21 protein-coding genes are annotated in these 21264 nt (G+C 61.7%); 7 read left to right on the forward strand and 14 right to left on the reverse strand.

The window, feature by feature from the left end:
* Window positions 1–86 precede the first annotated feature (86 nt).
* Window positions 87–434, forward strand: coding sequence for a hypothetical protein (locus SO139_RS15605; RefSeq protein ID WP_449380084.1), 348 nt, complete (start codon window positions 87–89; stop codon window positions 432–434).
* 62 nt (window positions 435–496) lie between these two features.
* On the forward strand, window positions 497–1063 hold the full coding sequence (locus SO139_RS15610; RefSeq protein ID WP_449380086.1) for a DsrE family protein: 567 nt from the start codon (window positions 497–499) through the stop codon (window positions 1061–1063).
* Between the two features lie 455 nt (window positions 1064–1518).
* On the opposite strand, the gene SO139_RS15615 is transcribed toward SO139_RS15610, so the two are convergent.
* A complete protein-coding gene (locus SO139_RS15615; RefSeq protein WP_449380083.1) occupies window positions 1519–1812 on the reverse strand; it encodes a hypothetical protein in 294 nt (97 codons plus the stop codon).
* 784 nt (window positions 1813–2596) lie between these two features.
* Between SO139_RS15615 and galE the strand changes: the two genes are divergently transcribed.
* From galE to SO139_RS15640, 5 genes are all read left to right on the forward strand, one after another.
* On the forward strand, window positions 2597–3592 hold the full coding sequence (gene galE / locus SO139_RS15620; protein WP_474799921.1) for a UDP-glucose 4-epimerase GalE: 996 nt from the start codon (window positions 2597–2599) through the stop codon (window positions 3590–3592).
* Window positions 3593–3876: 284 nt separating this feature from the next.
* Entirely contained in the window at window positions 3877–4050 is a 174-nt protein-coding gene (locus SO139_RS15625; RefSeq protein ID WP_449380081.1) for a hypothetical protein, read from the forward strand.
* A gap of 27 nt (window positions 4051–4077) precedes the next feature.
* Window positions 4078–4269: a hypothetical protein gene (locus SO139_RS15630; RefSeq protein WP_474799919.1), complete on the forward strand. Its 192-nt coding sequence runs from the start codon at window positions 4078–4080 to the stop codon at window positions 4267–4269.
* 249 nt (window positions 4270–4518) lie between these two features.
* Window positions 4519–4884: a VanZ family protein gene (locus tag SO139_RS15635; RefSeq protein ID WP_449380079.1), complete on the forward strand. Its 366-nt coding sequence runs from the start codon at window positions 4519–4521 to the stop codon at window positions 4882–4884.
* A 121-nt stretch (window positions 4885–5005) separates the two neighbouring features.
* Window positions 5006–5260 carry a hypothetical protein gene (locus SO139_RS15640; protein WP_474799917.1) on the forward strand — a complete coding sequence of 85 codons (255 nt, stop codon included), beginning with the start codon at window positions 5006–5008 and terminating at the stop codon, window positions 5258–5260.
* Between the two features lie 9 nt (window positions 5261–5269).
* Here SO139_RS15640 and SO139_RS15645 read toward each other — a convergent pair whose 3' ends face one another.
* The 13 genes from SO139_RS15645 to SO139_RS15705 all read right to left on the reverse strand — a co-directional run bounded on the left by SO139_RS15645 (window position 5270) and on the right by SO139_RS15705 (window position 21212).
* Window positions 5270–5560 (reverse strand): CHRD domain-containing protein, encoded by a 291-nt coding sequence (locus SO139_RS15645; protein ID WP_474799915.1) that lies wholly within the window; start codon window positions 5558–5560, stop codon window positions 5270–5272.
* 74 nt (window positions 5561–5634) lie between these two features.
* Window positions 5635–5916: a hypothetical protein gene (locus tag SO139_RS15650; protein ID WP_449380078.1), complete on the reverse strand. Its 282-nt coding sequence runs from the start codon at window positions 5914–5916 to the stop codon at window positions 5635–5637.
* Between the two features lie 381 nt (window positions 5917–6297).
* Window positions 6298–7821 (reverse strand): sugar ABC transporter ATP-binding protein, encoded by a 1524-nt coding sequence (locus SO139_RS15655; RefSeq protein ID WP_474799911.1) that lies wholly within the window; start codon window positions 7819–7821, stop codon window positions 6298–6300.
* Window positions 7818–8936, reverse strand: a complete 1119-nt coding sequence (locus tag SO139_RS15660; RefSeq protein WP_449380076.1) for an SMP-30/gluconolactonase/LRE family protein — start codon at window positions 8934–8936, stop codon at window positions 7818–7820. Before SO139_RS15660 ends, SO139_RS15655 begins: the two co-directional genes overlap by 4 nt.
* A gap of 2 nt (window positions 8937–8938) precedes the next feature.
* Window positions 8939–11086 (reverse strand): ABC transporter permease, encoded by a 2148-nt coding sequence (locus SO139_RS15665; RefSeq protein ID WP_449380075.1) that lies wholly within the window; start codon window positions 11084–11086, stop codon window positions 8939–8941.
* 57 nt (window positions 11087–11143) lie between these two features.
* A complete protein-coding gene (locus SO139_RS15670; RefSeq protein WP_449380074.1) occupies window positions 11144–12166 on the reverse strand; it encodes a sugar ABC transporter substrate-binding protein in 1023 nt (340 codons plus the stop codon).
* A 61-nt stretch (window positions 12167–12227) separates the two neighbouring features.
* Window positions 12228–13253 carry an ABC transporter permease gene (locus SO139_RS15675; RefSeq protein ID WP_449380073.1) on the reverse strand — a complete coding sequence of 342 codons (1026 nt, stop codon included), beginning with the start codon at window positions 13251–13253 and terminating at the stop codon, window positions 12228–12230.
* Window positions 13254–13517: 264 nt separating this feature from the next.
* The gene (locus SO139_RS15680; protein WP_449380072.1) at window positions 13518–13970 is read right to left on the reverse strand and encodes a hypothetical protein; all 453 of its coding nucleotides are present in this window, start codon (window positions 13968–13970) and stop codon (window positions 13518–13520) included.
* A 236-nt stretch (window positions 13971–14206) separates the two neighbouring features.
* Entirely contained in the window at window positions 14207–15196 is a 990-nt protein-coding gene (locus SO139_RS15685; protein WP_449380071.1) for an ABC transporter substrate-binding protein, read from the reverse strand.
* Between the two features lie 31 nt (window positions 15197–15227).
* Complete coding sequence (locus SO139_RS15690) at window positions 15228–17381, reverse strand: adenylate/guanylate cyclase domain-containing protein (protein ID WP_449380070.1); 2154 nt, start codon at window positions 17379–17381, stop codon at window positions 15228–15230.
* A 36-nt stretch (window positions 17382–17417) separates the two neighbouring features.
* Complete coding sequence (locus SO139_RS15695; protein ID WP_474799901.1) at window positions 17418–18431, reverse strand: SphA family protein; 1014 nt, start codon at window positions 18429–18431, stop codon at window positions 17418–17420.
* Between the two features lie 50 nt (window positions 18432–18481).
* Window positions 18482–20188 (reverse strand): arylsulfatase, encoded by a 1707-nt coding sequence (locus SO139_RS15700; RefSeq protein ID WP_474799899.1) that lies wholly within the window; start codon window positions 20186–20188, stop codon window positions 18482–18484.
* A 10-nt stretch (window positions 20189–20198) separates the two neighbouring features.
* Window positions 20199–21212: a formylglycine-generating enzyme family protein gene (locus SO139_RS15705; RefSeq protein ID WP_449380067.1), complete on the reverse strand. Its 1014-nt coding sequence runs from the start codon at window positions 21210–21212 to the stop codon at window positions 20199–20201.
* Window positions 21213–21264: the final 52 nt, after the last annotated feature.

The raw sequence follows: 21264 nt of genomic DNA on the forward strand, positions 1-21264 counted from the left end.
TCATCAGCGAGACGACTTCGCCTGTGGACTACTCGCCGATCGTGAGTGCGACTACATCATCACGATCTGATTCGGGCGCATCCGCTATGAAACTGTCAATTCGATGTTGGGCCGGTCGCACCGAACTATTGCTCAACCCTGTCAGCACGCACGGCCGCGGCGAGGACTACGTGATTTCACTCCGGCTGAACAACGACCAACCCATTCAGATCCCGACGGTAGGTCCGGCAAATGGACCCAGCATCACGCTCGCGGGCGACGTCGTTCACCTGTTGCAATCGCTCCCCGACACCGGCGAACTTACTGTTTATCTCACCGCGAGAACAGGCATCAGTCAGCGCGCCATGTTCGCTCTAGCTGGCTTGGAAAAGGTTCGCCGGAAAATGGTCACTGTCTGCAAATGGCCGCAGGCAGTCGCAAAGCCCAGGACTTAATTGTGGGTAGCATGGACGATGGAGAGCACATCATGAGCATATTTCGGCAATTTATCAGAGGAGTGGTGCCCGGTCTCATTTCGTTGCTGTTTGCAACCTCGAGCCCTTGGGCACAGGAGACCATTCAGCCGTGGCAAACAAATGCATCTACTCAGGCATTGAAGCACAGCACGCATTCGAGCACTCGAAAGGTACCGATCACAGCAACGAGCCATACGCGATCTGCCCTTGCTCGTATGCCAGGGCACTCGGACGACCAGAAGGAGCACCACTTGATCCTGCAGGTGAACACTAATGATTCTGCTGCCATGAACCTCGCACTGAACAACGCAAGCAATGTCGCGACATACTACAAAGAGCTCGGTGAAAAGGTAAAAATCGAGGTGATCACGTTTGGCCCGGGCCTGCATATGCTTCGTGACGATACTTCGCCGGTGAAGGCTCGCATCGAGGAGATGGCACTTGGCGCGCCGGAGGTGTCGTTCAAAGCGTGCGGTAACACTCGGGAGAAGATGCAGAAGGCCGAGAACAAGGACATTCCCATTGTTCCGCAGGCTCAGGTGGTGAAGTCGGGTGTCGTTCGTGTCATGCAACTGCAGGAGCAGGGATGGACGTATGTCAAGCCATGAAGCGTACCAGCGCAAAACCTGAAAATTCCAGCAATTGTGCGCGCCCAATACCCCGGATACGTGTTCGGTGGACTATAGCGACGCCGCCGCGAAGCAGGAGCCGCAGGTCGTTGGCGGAATGACGTCTTCATGCCAACAAACGTGACCCGACTCGCACGAACATTGCCTACGGGGTGGACCGGGGCGATCGGAAGCTCGGTGGCGCAGCGGTTGCGTTGGTGATGGAGGACGAACCGAAAACAGTGAGACAGCGAAAAGGCTGCCAGGTTCGACGCGCGCCCCTGGGTTGATGCCGTGCAGACGCCTCATCGGCCGGAGTTCAGGGGCGGTCGTCAATTCCGAAAAAGATGACTTTGCGGTAACTTCGGGCCGGTTGTGGAGGGTGGTGCAGAACCGACGGAGAACGCGCTCCTCTTGCATGACGGGCTCGAGCCGAGCCCCCACGCGCGTCAAAGTTAAAAGGGGGTTGTGGGCTTTGCGGGACACGCCAGATTTGACCACCGTCCCCTTTGCGTGATCCAGACCTTCCAAGCTTCGTCATGCTTGGCATAGAGCTCGAGCCAGCGCGTCTCCTGTATCTCGGCGGGTTCCTCGGTCTGCCAAACGGCCGTTCGGAGACTGCCCGACCGGACGAAATCCTCAAGCGATTCGAACTCCGCGGTCTCCTCCAGCGACAGACCGATCAACACGCGATGTCCCTGTCTATCGACGAAATACCGGCGCGGCGCATTGCTTTTGTGATCAGTCATTTCGGAGCTTCTCCCGTGTGAGCCGTGGACCAGAGTGAACCCCAACACGGCGGCGACCGGCACACATGAAAGCGAGCACACCAACCGGAACACCAAACAGCGCAGCCAGATACGCTATCACTGCTCCGCTATCCCGTCGAATTCAGGGCAACTCAGCTTTTAGCAATTGCCGATGGTGTTCTGGGGCGCCAGTCCAAAGCTCACAACGAAGACCGCAAATTAACCTAACCGTATATGGTTAGTCCGACGTCTGCGGATTCATTACGAAGAGGGCGGACCTTGACCACTTCCCAGCGACGTCGAAGCATAAGGCGCATAAAGACGGTATCGCACTGATCTCTTGTGGGAACGCCATGCTCTCATGCCGTAGCCGCAACCAAAGCCAGCGGCAAAGATCGAAAACAAGACCAGTACGGGTATCATCCGAATATTCCACGTTTGCCGAACGCTCCTCCCAGGATCATTTCATCGTTTAGTTGTGGCGAGTTCAAGGTGTAACAGCGCTGAAAGTTTTGTCAGATGAAGATGAACTTTGTGCAACGGCTTGCTTGAATATTGATCGCCACAGATACGGGAGCTTGAGGTCGATCCCGTATCTCATCGTCCATGCCAGGAACTCCCTTCGGCACCGGAGGCCTCGTTCAGCCAGCGACTTCGGCACATGAAGGTTAACCGGTCAACGACCTTTTGCACGCACGGATGCCGATTGACCATCGATTGGGCTCGTCTTATTCGAAGCAACGCCGCTATTCGGCGCTTGCAGACAATGGAGCAGAGTCCCGGCATGACCAACCGACCGATCATTCTCGTTACCGGAGGCGCGGGCTATATCGGCTCACACGCGTGCCGCATGCTGGCTGCGGCTGGTTTCCAACCCTTCGTCTACGACAATCTTTCTACCGGCCATAGAAGTTTCGTCGCGGGACCCCTGGTCATCGGCGATCTCCTGGACGAAGCAACGCTCGCGCGCGTCTTCACCGAGCACGAGATTTCCGCGGTGATGCATTTTGCGGCCGCGAGCCTGGTTGGCGAATCCGTCGTCGATCCGCAGAAATACTACATCAACAACGTGCAGGGGACCCTGTCGCTGCTGCAGGCCATGCGCAATGCCGGCTGCCATCGCATCGTGTTCTCATCCACCGGCGCGGTCTACGGCAATGCCGATAGCAAAGCGCTGCCGGAGAATTTCGCCTGCGCGCCGATCAATCCGTACGGCGCATCGAAATGGATGATCGAGCGCATGCTGGCCGACTATCGCGCGGCGTATGGATTCGGCGCGTTCTGCCTGCGCTATTTCAACGCCAGCGGCGCTGATCCCGCCGGCGGTATCGGCGAGCAGCGCGACAACGAGACCCATCTCATCCCGCGCGCCATGATGGCGTTGCAGGGACATGTCGGCGACTTCGCCGTCTTCGGCGACGACTACGACACGCCCGATGGCACCGCGATTCGCGACTATATCCACGTCACTGATCTTGCGGCCGCGCATGTCGCTGCGCTCAGACTGCTGCTCGAGGGGCACAGCGGCGGCAGCTTCAATCTTGGCACCGGCACCGGCTTCTCGGTGCGGGAGATTCTCGCTGCGATCGAACAGGAGACCGGGCGCGAGGTGCCACATGTGATCAAGCCACGACGACCGGGCGATCCGACCTACCTGGTGGCCGATCCCTCCGCCGCACGCAGGGTCTTGAATTTCGTGCCGTCTCATTCCGATCTGCCGACAATCATTCGTACCGCCTGGGCGTGGCACCAGAAGGCTCATCCGTTGAGACAGAAATGACGCGGCGCAGCCGCGATCTGCAGGCCAGAAGCAAGGATTGACCGCACACGGATCGGGCTCGGCTCGCTAAACTCCGTGGTTGTACGGAGCCGCGCACTTTGATTTCGTCGCGGTAAGGTTGAGCAGTTAGCTTAATCTGCGGTCTTTGTTGCGTGTTTTCGCCAATAGCCTATCCCTCTTACGCACCGGGCTTCCCCAAGGCCCGGCCCCACCCAAGCAAAGCCGTCGAGCGAACATGGGTCGCTTGGCGGCTTTGTCGTTGTGTTAAGAGGATCGTTTTCGTCATGGCGCGCAAGCCCTGGTCGTTCAAGGAAGACCGTCGGTTAATGGAGCTAGCCAAGTCTTCAATTACGTTGGAAGAGGCCGCGAAGCAGCTGGGACGGTCGCCCGAGGCTGTCAAGCGCATGGCACTGCGACTTGGTCTGTCGCTCAAGTCCAAGGCCGACAAGAAGAGTTGAGACGTCGAGCTCGCGCGCGGGCTGCATATGACGGTGGTCGCTGAAGGCAGCGAGACCGAGGAGCAGGTCCGCGCACTGATCTCCTGCGGCGTCGAGCAAGGCCAGGGCTATTTGGTCGCCGCGCCGCTGCCGTTTGCCCGGTTCATGGCGCTCCTGGACGCCCGGCGCCGGGAAACCGAATCCGATGACGCAACCGCCGAGGCGCCCCTCGTCGCCTGAAGCGCGATGAGATTGGAACGAATCGTCATCGCGCTTCAGGTTATTGTTTGAGCATGATCTCCGCGCAAACACGTTCCGCGTTTGTCGCAAGGGAAAAACGCTTCACACTTTTCCGGATCATGCTCTAGATCCCGCGGCGCGCATGAAACGACGATTCAACCATGTCCGCGGAACCGCAGCCACGCACAACATCTTAACGATACCGGCAGCTTTTCCGGAGCCTTGCCTTCCGTTGCACTATGGTAAGCCATGACCCGGAACAAGCTCATCGCCGCAACGGGCATTTGCCTCGCGCTGATCGTCTACGCCACGCTCGCCGCGCTGACGGGGCGGCCGGTGCTGATCGGCCATCACGAAGCCTATTGGGTTGTCGTGATCGAACGCTTCAGCGCCTATGGTATCTTGGGCTTCCTGCTGGCCTTCCTGCTGCCAGGGCGCTTCGCCCAGGCCTGCCTGCTCGTGGTCGGCGTCGCCATTTCGCTCGAACTCCTGCAAGCGCTGCGGCCGGACCGGGATGCCGCATTCTTCGACGTCATCCAGAAGGCGGCCGGCGGCGTCGTTGGCGTCGGCATTGCGCAAACTGTTTTGGCGTTCTTGCCCCGGTCGCGCTCCTGATCGGGGCTCCGCGCCTGGCGAAGGCGGCATTGGTCGGCAGCAGACTTGATCGGTAGCAGACTTGCCGGATGCCCCCTTGCCCGCCTATTGTCCCGCGGCCAGTCGAGGAGAGACATCGCCCATGATGAGAACCGTAACGCCGCTTTTGGCTGCTTTTCTGATTGCCGGCGGAAGCGCGTGGGCACAAACCACTTCTTCGAACGGAATCCGCAGCGGATATGGCGCTCCGGCGGGTGCATCGACGACGCCTGCAACGTCAACTTCGACCGCGTCGTCGGGAACGCGCAATGTGGGAACCGGTCAGAGGCGCACCGAAGGTGCCATGGGCCTGACCCCACAACTCCAGAAAGAGCTCGGAATTCGTCGCCAGCAATAGGCAGGAGCCTTAGCCGTCGGACCTGGCGGCCTTCGCAAAAGGCGCTGAGCGGCTATTTCGCCATCTGCCCACGGAGCTCGCCCCCGGATTTGCCGCGGCGTGGACGCTCGCGTACCAGTTGCCCGCCAACAGATCCGCGGCCTGTGCGTCAGAGAGCGTGGGCGCGCCCTGGGTCGGGCTCTGAGCCGATTTGAAGGGCAGCGCGATGCTGGCGTTCTTCCCGAGCTCGCTTGGGCCATGGAAATGCGTGCCAACCGCGGGCCCGGTCAGACCTGAATAGGCGACCGCGTAAGTCAGCACCTTGCTGTCAGTATCGAACGTCGCCTCGGCCTTGCCGGAACCGTCATCCTTTGGGATGGGTCACAGAGGACGCCTCAAGCTACCCCGCGCTTGTCACCCTCTTCGCACGTCAGAAGCTGAGCCATCTGACGATGGGTATCGCGCAAGGCCTCGATCGCCCCGTCGAGATCGAATTCCGACTCGCGAATACTGGCAAGAAATCTGGCCGTCAGCGCGAGATTAAGCTTAACGCGCGTCGCGCCGTCGCTACTCTTGCGACGGTGAAGCGACAGATGCCGCACCATGAGCCTGGCTTCCGCCGCGCTGCAATCGCAGAGCGTCGCGAGTTCATCGTACGTCATCCAGACTTGGGGCATGTTCCTCACCGCCGGTTGCGAGACCCGCAACGTAGGGCGGATTCGTAAAAGCGAGGTTGCTGGCACATCAAGGTGATCGCCCGCCGCGAACGTTCGGAGGCGGCCGGAAAGGGCTATGTGATCTTCCCGAATGGAACTGCGAGGCGGATGACAGTTGTGGCTAAGATGACAGCAATTCCATGAATCGGGCAGCCGTCATGGACTCTTTCGTGGCCGTATGATCGCCAACGCCCATCGGCCTCGTATTATGTGTGCTGATCGTCGTCTTGGCCTATCTCGCGTTTCAATCGTTGGCACCAGCCGGTGACGTGCCGGCCGCGCGTGATACATTCGACGTGCGACGACGATCGACGGCCTTGCAGCAGCCTGTCGTCACGCACCTCAATGCACCGCTGCGTAGAGGATCTTGTCCTGTGTCGCCTCCGCCGCGTCGAACTCGGCGACGATGCGGCCGGTACGGGCGACCAGGATGCGGTCGGAGACCGCGAGCACCTCCGGCAGGTAGGAGGAAATCACGACCACCGCCTTGCCCTCGTCAGCGAGCCGTCTGATCTCGGCATGGATGTGCGGAATCGTGCCGACATCGACGCCACGCGTCGGCTCGTCGAAAATGACGATCGAGGGATCCTGCACCAGCGTCTTGGCCAGCACCACCTTCTGCTGGTTGCCGCCGGACAACTCGATGATCTTTGCCTTGCGCTGCAGCGCGCTGATCTTGAGACGCTCGACCCAGTAATTGGCAAGCTTGCCCCGCCTTGCGCGCGACAAGAGGAAGCTGAAACCGTTCCCTGTGCCGAGCTTGCCGAGATAGACGTTGTCGTCAACCACCATGGTCTCGAAGAAGCCGTTGGCCTTGCGGTCCTCGGTGATGTAGGCGATGCCGTCGTTGATCGCCTGTCGCGGCACACGGTAGCGGATCGCTTTCCCGCGCAGGCGAATAGTGCCGCCATTGATCAGGTTTCGCTTCAGCGCGCCGTAGATGACTTTTGCGATCTCGGTGCGGCCCGAGCCGATCAGACCGGCGATACCGACTACCTCGCCGGCATAGACGGAGAACGACATGTTCTTGACCGCCATGCCCATGGTGACATTCTCGACCGTCAGCACCTTTTCGCGGCGCTGGTGGGTTTTCTCCTTGCGGCCATAGACGGCCTGCGCCACCTCGCGGCCGACCATGTGTTGCACCAGGCTATCGCGCGTGAGCTGCTTTGCGGGCGCGGTGATCACCAGCCTGCCGTCGCGTAGCACCGTGATGCGGTCCGCGATCTGGAGCGATTCCTCCAGTGCGTGCGAGATGTAGATGATCGACACGCCGCGCGCGCGCAGGTCGCGCACCAGATGGAAGAAATGCACGATCTCTTCGGGCGTGAGGGATGCAGTCGGCTCGTCGAAGATGATGATGCGGGCCTTGTTGTAGATCGCACGTGCGATCTCGACCATCTGCTTCTTGGCAGTTCCGAGCATCGCCACCGGGGTCGCCGGATCGACGTGGAAGTTAAGCGATTGCAGGAGCTGCTGAGCCTGGATGTTCAGCGTGCGGAAGCGCGTCAGGAGCTTCTCGTTGCCGAGCTCGATGTTCTGCGCCGCCGTCATGGTCGGCACCAGGCTCGTTTCCTGATAGACCATACAGATGCCGGCGTTCAGAGCATCGCGTGGCTGCTCGAAATTGGCGGGCTTGCCGTCGAGCCGGAACTCGCCGGAGGTGAGCCCAATCGCACCCGCGATCGCCTTGCACAGCGTCGATTTGCCGGCGCCGTTCTCGCCGACCAGCGCATGCACCTCGCCGGGATAGAGGTTGAAGTTGACGCCTTCGATGGCGTGCACGCCGCCATAAATCTTGCTGCCGCCGATGATCTCGAGCACGGGCTCGGCTACGCCGTTGGCGAGATTTGCGCCGTCGCTCATCTGAGCTCTCCCGAATGGAGCAGAAGACAGCCGGTGCCGCGTGCGGCGATCACCACGCCCCGCCGGGTCCTGCACGCGGCCGTGATGCCGTGGAAACGGCCGCCGGCGCGGCTGTGCAGGCTGTCGGTCGCCTCGCCCTCGGGATCGAGATGCACGAGCAGTCCGTAGGAGCGCGGCGGCGCCCATGGTTTCTGGATGCCGAGCGCCTTGACACCGCCGATCTGCATCGGCTCCAGACAGTCGGCGCCGCCGGCAAGTGCCGGCGCAATCCAGTAATTTTCCGGCATCGTGCGCATCATCTCCTCGCGGAAATCGTCTTCCTTCAGCACGAACTCGATGAGATGCGTGCGTCGCGCGAACAGGCCGAGGAAAAAGCCCCGATTGCCGTCAAGATGCAGCCTTGCGGGATAGCCCGGCAGATTGCCGGCGATGACCTCGCCCTGTCCCAGGCCATTGGCGGTCAGCGGGAAGCGGCTGAGACGATGGGCCCAGCTTTCGGTCAGCCACAGGCTGCCACCATCCGCCGAGACCGTGGCGCCATAGGGATACGGCAGATCGCGCAACAGCACGGACGCGTTCGCAAGGCCCGGTCCGCAAACGATCAGCCGGCCATTGCTCCGCTTCTCCATCAGATCTCGCCGCCACTGGTCCGGCGTGCGGCCGGTCGAACCCTCGACCGCAAAGATTCGTCCGTCCGGAGCCACCGCGACCGACAGCAAACCCAGGAGACCACGGCCGTCGACGGTCTCCAGCCAGCGTGGGCTGGGGCCCGCCGGATCAATCGCGGCGAGGCCACGCCCGGCGACGCAAGCCAGTAGTCGCCCGTCCGGATGGATCGCGAGCCCGCCCGCCTCGCCCTCGAACTCTGCAACCAGCGTCCGTGTCGACAGATCATCGGAGAGCTTCAGGACCCGCTTGCCAGCAGACACGTAGATCGCGCCGTCCGCTGCCGCGACGACGTCGTCGACGCCGGCCAGGGGCTCGCCGATCACGGTGCAGCCATCGAGCCGGTCGTTCGGACTGAGCGCGCCGTCGAGCGGCGGGATCGCGTTCTGGCCGCCATCGCGATCGATGACGCTGCGGATGTCGCGCAGGAGGTGATCGAAAAATCCCATTGCTAACTCGCCACCCTGCTCTTGTCGCCCCAATAGGCGTCATAACCGGTCCAGCTCTCGTCGACACCGTCGAGCTTGATGCGGCCTATGCGGTTGTTCTCGAGTCCCCCGAGATAGAGATAGCCCTTGTGCTCGCGCATCGAGGTCAGGGTCGAATGCGAGATACCGGTCGGATCCCACCAGGATTCCAGCGTCTCACCCTGCTCGTTGAACTTCAGCACGCAGCCATGATTCAGCGCCGGCGCGAGCCATTCGTCGGCAGGCACCTGTTTGACCATGCGTAGCCGGAAACCCGGCTTGCGCGCGGAGAGATCGAAGGTTGGCGTTCGGATACCGACCAACGCCAGCCAGTAAGTACCGTCGGAGGCGCGATTGATGTTGTCGGGGTTGCCCGGCAGCTCGTCGATCAGGACTTCCGTCTTGCCCTTCTTCGGCCCCTCGATCCAGTAGCGAAAGACCTTGCAGAGCGAGGTGCTCGCGATCAGCACCGACTTGCCGTCATGGGAGACGCAAACGCCGTTCGGGAAATAGAAATGGTTGATGATCGTGCGCGTCGTCTTCGTCGTGGGATCGTAGCAGACTACGCGGCCGTTGGGCCTTGCTTCCAGGATGTCGAGCGTGTTGGTCGTCATCTCGTAGCGTGTGGTGCAGTCGCTGAAATAGATCTTGCCGTCGGGCGCGATGTCGAGGTCGTCAGCCATGCGCAGGCGGGAGTCGTCGTTGAGCTTGTACCAGGTGCGGTTGGTCTCGTCGGTGACCTTGAACACACGCTGGTCCGGCGCGATGCCGTAGACGCCCATGCCGGCTACCGCGACGATCAGATTTTCGTCGCGGTCGAACTGCATGCCGAGCGGTCGGCCACCGATATGGGCGAATACCTCGCGCGTCTCGAGGTTCGGCCCCGAGAAGCGGATCACGTTGCCGTCGCGGGTCGAGCCGTAGACGCGGCCCTGGCGATCGACGATGACGTCCTCCGGGCCCTCGACCTGGTCGAGCCCGATCGCCTGCGCATGGATCAGCCGGTCGTTCTGGGCATAGGGTGAGGCCGTCCCCGGTTGCACCGAGGGCGCCGGCGCCAGCGCCACATAGGCGGGGTTCACGTAAATCTTCTGAATCGCCTTGCCGCGGTTCTTCGACCATTTGACGTCGATGCCGACGGCGGCGAGCAGGATCATGCCCGTCACCGCCGAAGTGACGTAGCCGGGGATGCCCATCCGCACGAGGCCGTTGATGAGAAGGAAGATGATCAACGCTCCGATCATCGCCCGCCATACCGTGCCCTTGCCGCCGGCGAGCGAGATGCCGCCGAGCACGACCGCGGTCAGCGCCTGGAATTCCCAGCCCACGCCGGTCGTGGAATCCGTGCTGGCCTGCCGTGCGGCATAGAAAATGCCGCTCGCCGCGCACAGTGTGCCCGACAGCACATAAGTGAGGAACAGCATCAGCCGGACGCGAATGCCGGCGTGCCGCGCGGCCTTCCGGCTCGCGCCGATCGCGGTCAGATGCCAGCCATAGCGCGAGCGCGACAGGAAGATGTGGCAAACGAGCAGCACGACGAACAGCGTTGCCGCGTTGACAGGAATGCCGAACACGCTGCCGGTGCCGATGAAATCCCAGGCATCGCTGTCGACGGAATTGGTTGCAAACACCTGGGCGTAGCCGGTGTTGAGAAGGTTGACCGAGGCGCGCAGGATGATCAGCGTCACCAGCGTGGTGAGGAACGGCCGGGTCTTCAGAAAGCCGATCAGGAAGCCGTTGATGCTGCCGAGCGCGGCGCCGACCAGAAGGGTCACCACGACGACCAGGCCGACCGGCCACTCCATCACCAGCAGGAAGAACAGCGCAGCGAAATTGCAGAGAGCGAAGATCGCGCCGACGGAAAGATCGATGCCACCGCTGATCAGGCAAAATCCCATGGCGAGCGCCACGAAGCCGAATTCGGCAAACAGGCGGAGCAGCGATAGCGTGTTCTGCACCGAAGCATAGTCGGGAATCGTCAGCGCGAAATACAGCCACAGGCCGACCATGACCGTAAAAGGCACGACGGGCTCGAACCATTGCTTCAGCAAAAGCTCGGACAACAGCAGGCGGGGCGAAAACCGCCGCGCCGACATAGTAAGAGATTCGGCGAAGGCTTCGATCGTCGACATGATCCTGGCACTCCCAAGCAGCCGGCGTGCGACGGCGCACGCCGGCCAACGTTCAGATCAGCTCTTCTTGGGAAGCGCGAAGCAGTTGGCGCCCGACGCGTTGGTCTTATCGAGCCAGATCGGGCGCGTATAGTATTCGAGGTTCCGCGTGCCGGGCTTGTCTCCGGACATCAGCAACGTCTCAGCAGCGAACATCAGGTCGTGGCCCTGCTCGGTCGCCTTGTAGCTCAGGAATTTATAGAAATTACCGGAGTTGACCTGATCGCAGTCGAGCGAGGAGCCCTCGCCGGAGGCGAACACCTTGACGTCGTCGATCTTGCCGGCGTTGCGGATCGCTTGCGCCGCGCCGGATTCCATGATGCCCCAGAAGCCGATCGAGGCGCAGAGATCCGGATGCTGCTGTATCACCGTGGCGGTGATGTTGAGCGCGGTGTTGGCGTCCCAGTTGGCGGCCTGGTTCGAGACTACCTTGATGTTGGTGTCCTTGTTCAGGACCTCCATGATGCCCCCGACCTGGTCGACGCTGGCCGCCGCCGTCAGCTCGCCCTGGACGATCTGCACCTTGCCGGACTTGCCGGTGCCGGTGCCGCAGGCCTTGACCACTTCGGTCGCCAGCATCTTGCCGATCTCGCGCCAGTCGGCGCCGACGAAGGCGCCGGACTTGTAATTCGAGGACATGTTGATCTGGATGACATGCGTGCCCTGACTCTCGGCGCGCTTCAGATCCTTCATCAGCAGCGTGACGCTGGGGTTCTGCACGATCAGCACGTCGGGCTTCTGGTCGACCAGCGCGGTCAAGGCTTGCTGCATCGCCGACGGATTGTTGTTGGGATCGCGGACGATGAACTTCATGCCGCGCCACTCGGCTTCTTCCTGCACCACCCGGCCCCATTCATCCGAGAGCGGTACGCCAAGTGCGATCGGCAGGTATGCGATCGTCTTTCCTTGCAGCGCCTTGTCGTAGGACGCACGAAGCTCGCGCGCGGTCTTGGTACCACCTTCCTCCTGCGCGGCTGCCAACATCGGCAGCGCAAGGAACGCCGCACCTGCTGCCGCGATCGTCCAGAACTTCCTATTCATGGGATCCTCCTCGTCCTGTTTGTTGATTGTGAAACGGGATGCCGTTGACCGGCATTCCTCGTCAGTCACCTTGCCGTGCCGTCTCCTCGTCCCGCGGATGCAGGAAGTTGTCGAGCACGATAGCAGCGAGCAGCACCACACCCTTGATGATGTTCTGCACCTCGCTGTTGACGTCCATGATGGTGAAGGCGTTGAGCAAGGTGCCGATCAGGATACAGCCGACCACGACGGAGAACACGCTGCCGCGCCCGCCGATCAGGCTGATGCCGCCAATCACGACGACCAGCACGACGTCGAAGATCATGGTGCCCTGCGTGATCGCCATCTGCATGCTGCCCGTCGTGCCAACCCATACCAGGCCGGCAAGCCAGGCGAGAAAGGCGACCAGGGCATATTCGAGGACAATCAGCGGCCGCAACGGAATGCCGGTCAGGCGCGCCGCTTCCGGATTGTCGCCCTGCGCATAGATGAAACGGCCGATCGAGGTGCGCGACAGGAACAGGTGCATCGCGATCGCCGAGACGGCGAACACCAGGATCGGCACGGGAATGCCGAACAGCCGCCCGGCGCCCGCAAACATCAGGCCCGGTGCGTCCTTCGGCGCGTAGACCACCCAAGCCGGCGCGAGCCAGAACGCAAGGCCATAGATCACGAAGCCCGCAGCAAGCGTCACAAACAACGGCGGCGCCTCCACGAAGGCGACCATGACGCCGTTGATCACACCGATCAGGAGTGCAATCGCAAGCGCAAGCAGGACGGCGGCTCCGACTGGCATGCCGCGCTGCATTTCGATCAGGCCGATCGCCCAGCAGCCCGCCAGAGTCGCGACTTCGCTCAGATCGATGCCGCGGCTTATCACGATCAGCCCCATGCCGAGCCCAAGCACGCCCAGGATGGAAATGCTTCGCAACAGATTGAGCAGATTGGAGATCGTCGCAAAGCCGTTCAGCGTGAAGCCGAACACGATCAGCAGCACGATCGTGATCAGGAGAACGATCTGCTCCTGGTTGGGCCTGGCGATATTGAAGGGGATGCGAGGGGTAGTGGCCGGAACAGCAACACTGCGCGATGCCAAAGGCCACCGCATTTGTTTCCTCCCACTCGTATTTTGGTTCCGAGTGTAGGAGCGGCAACCAGTATTCGTCAAACATATTTCTCAAATGCTCGCAGTTCACGCTCCCGCGATCACCGCATCGTCAAATGATCAGCGTTTGATACTTAGTTTGATTTGAGGCAGTGAGGCTTGCTGCGAGCAAATCCGAAGTGGCGACCGTCACGACAAAAAGGTGAGGATTTCCATGAAGCGGCATATTCGCGGGACGCGACAATCTCGTTGACGCGAAAAGTGGCATCAGGCCAGCGGACCCTTCGACGGTCCGGGCGTGCGAGACAGACGCGGGCGCGAACGGCCGTCCATCGCCTTCGGCAGCTTGTCCGGCTTAAGCTTGACGACCGCGCATTTGGCATCCGTCGCCCGAACATCATCCTGGCTGTAGATCAACGTCGCCTCGAACAGCACATCGGGCGCCTCCTTGGCGCGGCCGGAACAACTCGCCATCGCGCCGGTACAAACGCCGGACAAATTGACCTCGACCTCGTCGGGACCGAACACCGTCGGCATGCCGTCAGCATGACGGCGGGTGGTCAGCACGGCAGTGAATCGATCCTGATCGACGTGATAGGAGCCACCATAGGTGAAGAAGCTGTCGCTGCCGGATATCCGGCCCTCCACGAGGTGTACGATTCCGGTCCCCTGGCCATGCGAAGTCCTGAACCAGGCTGCGTATTTTCCGTCTTTCAGCATGGAAGACACCCGCAATAGTAGTCGCGCGTATTTGCTACCAAGTCTGGGGCGCGACAATGGCCGATCGCACGGTCGCTACGTCACGGTTAACGCTTCCGAAACTCAGCCCGACAAATTGCAGCTATCTCGATCGGAACGCGCAAGGCGACCGGTCAGAACAGCTCGATGCCGTCATCGGCCGCTTCGGCCACCTCCGCGCGCGCAGATCGCGGCAAACCGGACGCGGCACAAGAGTGTTACTGCATTACGCCGAGATAGAGGCTCGGGTCGAAATAGTCCGATGCCCGCACCGAGTTGGCGATGCCTGCATCGGCCATGAAGAAATCGCTGACCTGCTGCAACCATCTCACGACCGTGCCGTCGGAATAGAGCTTCCTCCACTCGCGCGAAGCAAACATCTTCTGCGCCTTGAGCGCCTCGGTGACGTCGGAGGTCGCGGCCTGCCTGTAGTGATTATTCCTGAGCGCCTCCGCGACCGCAGCCGGGTTGCGGACCATGTGGTCGTTGGTCTCGATCCAAGCGCGGATGATCCGGACCAAGACCTCCTTGTTGTCGGCGTAATAGTCCGGACGCGCGACCCAGCCACCGAGCACCGCCGATTGCGGGTAGAATGCGGACGCATCCACAAGCTTGATCGCATCCGGCACTTCCTCGCGGACTGTGACGTTGAAGGGGACCCAGAGCGCGACCGCCGGAACCTCGCCCGCGATGAACGACCGGACTGCCACCGACATGCTGCTGTTGAGCACCTCGACCTCGGAGGGTTCGATTCCGTTGGCGCGCAATGCCCGGTGAAGGAAAATATGTGCCGTGGTTTGCGTGGTCGTCGCGATCCGCTTGCCCCTGAGATCGGCAAACCGGCTCACACCGAGCGCCGGCCTGACCCAGAGTTGGGCGGTCGCGATCTCGATGTCGTTGATGATAAACCCGCGGCCGCGTCCAAGTGCGAGATAGTTCGAGATGACGCCGCCAGCCGATAGGACGTCGAGCTGACCCTTTGCCATCGCCTCGAAGACCTCCGGGCCCGTGTTGAACTCGTGCAGATCGAATTCGATTCCCTGCCTGTCGAAGACGCCGCGATCAAGCCCGGTCCAGATGTGACCGTCCACCGCGACCACATGGAGATAGCCGAGCCGCAGTCTCGTCCTCACTTGCGCGATCGCGGGCGCCGGCCACGACATCCCGAATGTCGCAGCCGTCTTCAGGACTTGCCGCCGATCCAGCATCTCATTCTCCCGGCAATGGGGGCGGGACGGATCAATACAGCCTGGACGCGGCACCCGCTGGCGCTTGCATCGGTTCACGTGTCCGAAGCTGCGCCGCATGGTGCTGCGCGACACGGTCGTCCGGATAGTCGCGAAGAAAGGCCGAGATCGCGCTGAGCGCCCTGGCGTGATCCTGCGACAGCAGGCCGTAGACCTCATCCCAGCGCCGGCAGAATGCCGCTTCGGCCGCGAAATCCCCGATCTGCTCGCATCGCAACTCGAAGATCGCGACGGCTTCCGCAAAACCCTTCGGCTTGATCCGATCGACATTGCGGAACAGGAAGAGGTCCTGCGCACGCTTCCTGACCGCCTCGCTGACCAGCACCCTCGTGCCGTAGTTCTTGTTCAATCCTTCCAGCCGCGACGCCAGATTGATCGTGGCGCCGAACGCCGTGTAGTTCATGCGATCGTGCGAGCCGACATTGCCGACCACTGCATCCCCCGTGTGCAGCCCGAAACGCGTGGTGTAGGCAGGCCAGCCCTCGCGCTCGAAGCTTTCGTTGAGCTCCTCATTGCGGCTGAGGCAGGCGAGTGCTGCGCGGCAACCGTTAACGGCGTGGTCGGGATCATCGATCGGCGCGTTCCAGAACGCCATCACGGCATCGCCGATGAATTTGTCGATCGTGCCGTGGCGATCCATGATCGTCGACGACAACGCAGCGAAATAGCGCGATGTGTAGATCATGACTTGCGACGGATCGGCACGCTCGGTCTTCGCGGTGAAATCGGCGACATCGGAGAAGAGTACGGTGATCTCGCGCCGCGTGCCGCCGAGCGTCAGCGCCGTCCCGGATTCGATCAACTGCCGAACGATCTGCTTGGGCACGAAGCTCGAGAAGTTGCGCACGACCGTTCGCATGGTGGATACCGAACGGCCAAGATCATCGATCTCCGTAATCACCGAACGTAGCCGCCGCCGGTCGACCATCTGGAAACGCTGGATTTCGTCGGTCTGCCTTGCGAGCTCCCGTAGCGAGCGCGCCATCAGCGATCCGATCCAGAACGCAAAGGGCACCATGGCGCCAACAAAGGCAAGGGCCGTGGCGAACAACGTCCGCCGTTCGGCAATGATCTCCGAGTAGAACTCATCGAGCGCGGCGATTACCGCCAACCTGACGTTGGCGGCGCCAGCCGAATCGATCTTGTGGAAGGCGGCCACATAGGTCCGCCCGGTCGCATCGGTGATGAACTGATGCCTGGTCTGTTCCTGCTTCGACGACTGGATCGCCGCCGGCAGGCCCGCGAGCTTGATCGCGTCGATCTTCGGTAGATCGCCGCCACGCCCGTGAAAACTCTCGACCAGCTCGCTCATCTGCGGATGAGCGACGATGCGGCCGTCGTCGTTGAACAGAAATGCGAGTCCGGACGACCCGAGTCGCTGCTGGTTGAGCAGCATTTCCGATCTCGCGAGCAGAATGTCGCCGGCGACCACGCCGCGACGGCCCTCTGTCAGCGGCATCCGCAGGGTGTAACCCGGCGATCCCGTGGCAAAGAAGACGTATGGGCCGGTCAGCAGCGTGCCTTCCGCCCTGAACGCATCGACATACCAGGGCCGCTGGCGCGGATCGTAATCAGTGGGCGCCGGCATGTCGGCAACCGGTATCAGATTGTCCGACAGAAGCGACGTGACGGCGGTTTGCGGCGATGCACCCGTGTGCGATATCACCACAAGTCGGAACACGGCATCTTCGGACGCGTGCAGGCTGGCGCGGAAGCTGGGCCCCGCGCGATCGATAACGTCAAGCTCCAGGAAGGAGCCGTCTTCATAGCCGACATAGAGATTGAACAGCGGCTCGTTGTTGCGCAGCATCGCCGCCATCAGGCCGTAGAGCCTGGAATTGTCGTCAATCTCGGCCGATTGAATGGAGGGAAGCCCGCCGAGAATGGCGAGATTGTCACGGACATTCCTGAACTGCGTGTCGATGCGGTCCGCACCGAGCTGCGCAACCTTGTCGATGAAGGTGCCAGCCGCCGTTTGCGTGATTGCAGAGACGCGCGCAAAACTGAGATAAACCAGCGTCAGCCCGATCAGCAGCACAGCAGCGATGAACAACGTGATGACCGACGTGCGGAAGCCGACGCGGAGAAGCCGCGCTCCAGGTGAGCCGGCCTCGTCGGCAACTCGCCTGATCGTCAGAGGTTTCACATACTCACCCCGTGTCCGACATCCCGCCTACCCTCCCTAGTATTTCCGCACGATCGGCTTAGCCGATGCCGGCTCCGGCGGCGCGGGCGAGACCGAGAACGTCACCCACGCCGTCCAGGTGTTGGGCCGGTTCTCGACGTCGATATCCTTGTAACCCCTGACATTGAGATAGCCCTGGTAGCCTTGCGACAGTGGAATGATGAATCCGATCTGCGGACCGATGCCGATTGCGCGGCCCCTGAAACCGCCGAGCTTCGCCCCCGGACCGCTGTCGTCGGTGAGCTGCTGGAAGAAGTAGCCGGCGACGCCGAGATGGACATTCTTGCTGACGAACTGCGACGCCGCCCAGTCAACATGGAAATCAATGCCGTTCTGGTACTGAAGGAATGGGTTCATCCAATTGTATGTGAGCCCGCCAACCACCGAGAATTCATGTCCGGTCTTCAGATCGAGATACGTATAACCGGCACCTGCGTCGACCGCGGGAAAGCCAAAGCTCAAATTCGCGAGGCGGCTCGAATCATAGGTGCCGCTCGGGATGTTGCCGGTGACGTAAACCATCTCATTGTGGACACCCTGATTCCATTTCAACGTGCCCTGATAGAAAACGTCGGTCAGCGTCGTGCGATCGTCCGTTTTGCTTCCCGAGATGGTGTTTCCTCGGGGCCCGGTGAGCGAGGCGTCGATGCCCACACCGATGTTCCCCGGCGCCGTGAGCACGGTGAAGGCGGCCTGCCCGCCGAGCACGGGCATCGGCGAAGTATAGGTGATACCTTGAACGAGCACGTCAGCGTGCGCATTGATGCCAGCGGCGACCGAGCCCGGTACACCGCCGCTGGTGACGAAGGTTTGCCCGCCTCCGGCATTCGCCTGCAGATGGATATAGATCGTCGAATAGGCCCAACCCGGCACCGTCGGGGCGGCGGCAAGGCTACCGAAGATGCCGGGAAGCCAGAAGCTGACGCCGCCGGAATCGGCGAGGGCCGACGACGGCAGCCACACGGCAGCAAGGGCAAGTGCGCCGATTCCGAGCGGCCTGATGTTCGGCATGACTGGTCCCCTTCACGCGTCTTGGCTTCGAATCCTGGCGATCGCTCGCATCAGTTGCTCTGCACAGATTCGAAGCTCTGCTGCATCTTCTCGACGACCTGATCGATGCTGAAGCTCGACGGCCGTTGGCTGGGCGGATAGTCCTTGAACGTCGCCAGGAACTGGCTGACGATCGCAGGTCCCGCGACGATGACGCCAGCGGCATCCGACATCAGCCAGTCATAGTAGGTGTTCGACGTGACGTCGGCACGCTCGTATGGATCGGAGCGAAGGTTGAAGAATTTGGGAACGCGAAGCTTGGTGAAGGGCTCGGCCCAGATCCGCATCGTCCCGGGCGCGCGCTGCTCTTCGAAGACGATCTTCCAGTTCTCGATCCGCGCGGCGACCAGATCGCCGTCGTCGTTGAAGTAGATGAACTCCTTGCGCGCGCTGTTCGGCTGCTGGCCCATGAGATAGGGAAGCTGGTTATAGCCGTCGAGATGCACCTTGAAGGTCTTGCCGCCGGCAATATGGCCGGTAAGCAGCTTCTGCGTGACGTCGGGATCGCCGGCCGCCGCCAGCAGTGTCGGCATCCAGTCGAGACCGCTGACGACCTCATTGGAAATCGAGCCGGCGGCGATGCGGCCGGGCCACCGGATCAGGCACGGCACGCGAAACGCGCCTTCCCAATTGGTATTCTTCTCACTGCGGAACGGGGTGGTACCGGCATCCGGCCACGAGTTCTGGTGCGGGCCGTTGTCGGTGGTGTAGAGCACGATCGTGTCGTTGGCGATGCCGAGATCGTCCAGCGTCTTCAGGATCGTCCCGATCGTCGCGTCGTGCTCGATCATACCGTCGGCATACTCCGTCCTCGAGTTCAAGCCGGGCTTGTCACGATGGTCGGCGCGAACGTGAGTGCGGAAATGCATGCGCGTGGAATTGAACCAGCAGAAGAACGGCGTGTTCGCCTGCGCCTGCCGCTTGATGAAGTCGATGGCTGCGGCCGACGTCTCATCGTCAATCGTCTCCATCCGCTTCCTCGTCAGCGGACCAGTGTCCTCGATGGTCTGCCTGCCTACCTTGCCGAAGCGCGGATGCTCGGTCGGATCGTCGCGGTCGCTCGCCTTGCAGCGGAGCACTCCGCGTGGTCCGAATTTCTCGCGGAAGCCGGGATCGCGCGGATAAAACCAGTTCTCGGGATCCTCCTCGGCGTTGAGGTGATAGAGATTGCCGTAGAATTCGTCGAACCCGTGCAGCGTCGGCAAGTATTCGTTGCGGTCGCCAAGATGATTCTTGCCGAATTGCCCGGTGGCGTAGCCGAGCGGCTTCAGGAGTTCAGCGATCGTCGCGTCGCGGGCCTGCAAGCCGACGGTCGCGCCGGGAATGCCGACTTTGGAAAGGCCCGTGCGCAGCGTGCACTGCCCGGTAATGAAGGACGAGCGGCCCGCCGTGCAGCTCTGCTCGGCATAGTAGTCGGTGAACATCATGCCTTCCTTGGCGAGGCGGTCGATGTTGGGCGTGCGATAGCCCATTACGCCGAAGGAATAGGTGGAGATATTGGTCTGGCCGATGTCGTCGCCGAAGATGACGAGGATGTTGGGCTTGCGGCCGGACGGGGCTGCGACGGCGAGGGGTGCAGCCTTTTGCGCCTGCGCCAGTGCCTCAAATGTGAGCGTCGCCGCGGCGACGATTGAGGATGTGCCTAGAAGTAGGTTTCTGCGATTGATCGTCTGGTCAGCCCGGGACTGGTTGTTCTTGTTCTCCAACTCGCTGCTCATTCGATACTCCCTATGTTGCAGCACTTCCTTCTTGCTTGTGTCCAACGGCAAACGGCGACCTCACCACGCACCTGAACCCGACGTGACAGGTCGACGTATCGACCGGCTCGGCGTGGCGCGCGGCCGGGCGGTAGCGGCGGCAGTAGTTCGGCGCGCAAAGATGAGAGCCACCCTTCAAAACTTTGCGGGGGATGCGTATGTCGGGTTGACATGGATCAAAGCTCGCAGCTTCGGATCCACCACGCGGGTTGAGTGGGATACAACATGGCTTCGCCGCGTCCGCCTGGTGCCTGGCCGACCACCAGTCGGCGGTCCATTCCCAGACATTGCCGATCATGTCGTAGAGGCCGTAGCCGTTGGCAGGAAAGGCCATGACCGGCGAGGTACGCTCGAACCCATCCTCGCCGAGATTCTGGACAGGGAACCTTCCCTGCCAGATGTTCGCCATATGCCTGCCACCCGGCGTTAGCGTGTTGCCCCAGGCGTATTCCTCACCGTCGAGCCCGCCGCGCGCGGCGAACTCCCATTCCGCTTCGGTCGGCAAATCCTTGCCCACCCAGCGCGCATAGGCGAGCGCGTCGCTATGGGAGACGTGGACGACTGGATGATCGTCGAGCCCCCTGAGGTTGCTCTTCGGTCCGTATGGATGCCGCCAGTTGGCGCCGCGCATGAAGATCCACCATTGGCTCCAATCCCTGGGATCGGTGATGCGCGGAAGCGGCGAGAAAACCAGCGAGCCAGCATAGAGCATGTCGCGCACCGCGCCGGGATAGTCCTTCGGGTCAGGAACGATCTGGGCTTCGGTGACATGGCCGGTCGCGTTGACGAACTCCTTGAACTGCCGATTGGTCACTGGCGTGCGATCGATCCAGAAGCCGTCGACCGAGACGCGGTGGCTCGGCGCTTCCTCGGGATAGTGATGGTCGGAGCCCATCAGGAAGGTGTCGCCGGAGACGAACACCATCTCACCGCTCCGCGTGTCATCCGGCCGCCACACGCAGTGATCCATGTCCGCCCGAAACATGGTCAGACTCCACATCGTTCCCGCTGCCTCAGGGTGGTGGTATCCGGGGATT

It is taken from the genome of Bradyrhizobium sp. UFLA05-89 (assembly GCF_059803475.1).